We start from the raw sequence: 1,921 nt of genomic DNA on the forward strand, positions 1-1,921 counted from the left end.
ATATTATTGTGGTAAAACTACCCAATCCCTTGAATTTTAAAGACTTGGTTAATGTATTATAAAAGTTGCCGATAATAAAATAGAAGTATTTCGACTTTTTTTGTCATGTTTGTCATGTTTGTCGAGCTAATCGGGCTGAAAATGAATGAGGTGGATATAATGCTTACTAGCATAATAATACTAACTTACAATAACTTAGAATACACAAAACAATGTTTAGAAAGTATTAGAAAAAATACAGAACCAAACACCTATGAATTAATCATTATTGATAATAATTCTGTGGACGGTACAAAAGACTGGCTATTAAAGCAAGATGACATAAGGGTAATTTTAAACAAGGAAAATCTCGGGTTTCCTAGAGGCTGCAATCAAGGAATTGAAATAGCTAAAGGGAATAATATACTTTTACTTAATAATGATGTAATTGTCACTGAGAATTGGCTGTGTAATTTAGTACAAAGTCTTTATAGCAGTGAAAAGGTCGGAGCAGTTGGCCCTGTTACCAATTCTGCAGCGTATCACACTGCTATCCCAGTAGAATACTCGAATTTATATGAAATGCATAATTTCGCAAAAGGTTTTAATAAATCAAATTCTGAGAAATGGGAAGAAAGATTAAAATTAATTGGTTATTGCATGCTTATTAAAAAAGATGTAATTGATAAAATTGGACTCTTAGACGAAATGTTTACTCCTGGAAACTTTGAAGACGATGATTATTCTGTAAGAATTCGTAAAGCAGGTTATAAATTACTATTATGTAAAGACACATTTATTCATCATTATGGAAGTGTTTCATGGAGAGAAAATGTTGCTTGGTATGGAGAATTGTTATCTGAGAATGAGAAGAAGTTCATGAAGAAATGGGGAACTAATTCACATTCGTACAATATACATAATGATCTAGTTGATAGAATTCCATTTGAAAAAGATAGACAGATAGATGTTCTTCATATTGGTTGTGGGGCGGGGGGAACTTTACTTAAAATTAATGACTCATTCAGAAAGTCTTCTTTATATGGTATTGAGCAAAACAAGAATGCAGCTACTGAAGCAAGCATATTTGTAACAGTATTTCATGATCCAGTTGAAGAAGTAATTAAGGAGTTTGGTGTAAAGAAGTTTGATGTAATTATTATTACAGATTGGAGTCATATTACTAATCTTCAAACCTCTATGCTTTCTGTCAAGAGTTTATTAAAAGACGATGGAATTCTCCTTTCATCTGTTATTAATGCTAATCATATTAGCTTAATAAATGAATTGATGCTAGGAAGAAATCCTTTTTTAGAAAATAAATATATGACATTACTAGATATTAATAAATTATTTAAAGGAGAAGCTGGCTTTAAGCTTTATGTAGAAAGTATGACAAGCAATTTGTCAGATGAAGAAAAGAAAATAATAGAATTATATTGTTCACTTACTAAAGAAGATATGAGAATCCAGTATGAAACATACAAATATTTGATTACTGCACAAAAATATGATGAACATCTAGAAAATAGTATTCTTAATATCATAAATGATATTGATGTTGAAAAAACTTTAATAGAGCTTGAACAATATTCTGAGCATGAAATTATTGAATGCATAACGAATCGATTTGAAAATAAAATCCAGATTTTACATACATTTGCTATTTTAAATTTTGGCAATAACAACCATGAAAATGTATTATCGTATCTCCATAAGGCTTTTGATATAGACCCTAATAATCCTGATACACTCTATAACTTAGGGGTAATTTTATATTCATATAATGAAAAAGAACTAGCAAAAAGGTATTTAGATTGTTTAGAAGTGGAAGACAAAGATGATGAGGTAGAGAAAATACTAGCTGAAATTAATTTTGAAGAAGAGAAAAGGAAACAAATATTGGTATATCTTCTTAGAAGGATCGAACATGATATTGAGT

Annotated in this window: 1 protein-coding gene; it reads left to right on the forward strand. The window is 29.5% G+C overall.

What is annotated here, in order from left to right:
- Window positions 1–159: 159 nt before the first annotated feature.
- Window positions 160–1,921: glycosyltransferase (locus tag V7164_RS25220; protein ID WP_335355595.1), on the forward strand; the 1,762-nt coding region annotated here is incomplete at its 3' end.

The organism is Bacillus sp. JJ1474, assembly GCF_036965225.1.
Classification (GTDB): Bacteria; Bacillota; Bacilli; order Bacillales; family Cytobacillaceae; genus Cytobacillus.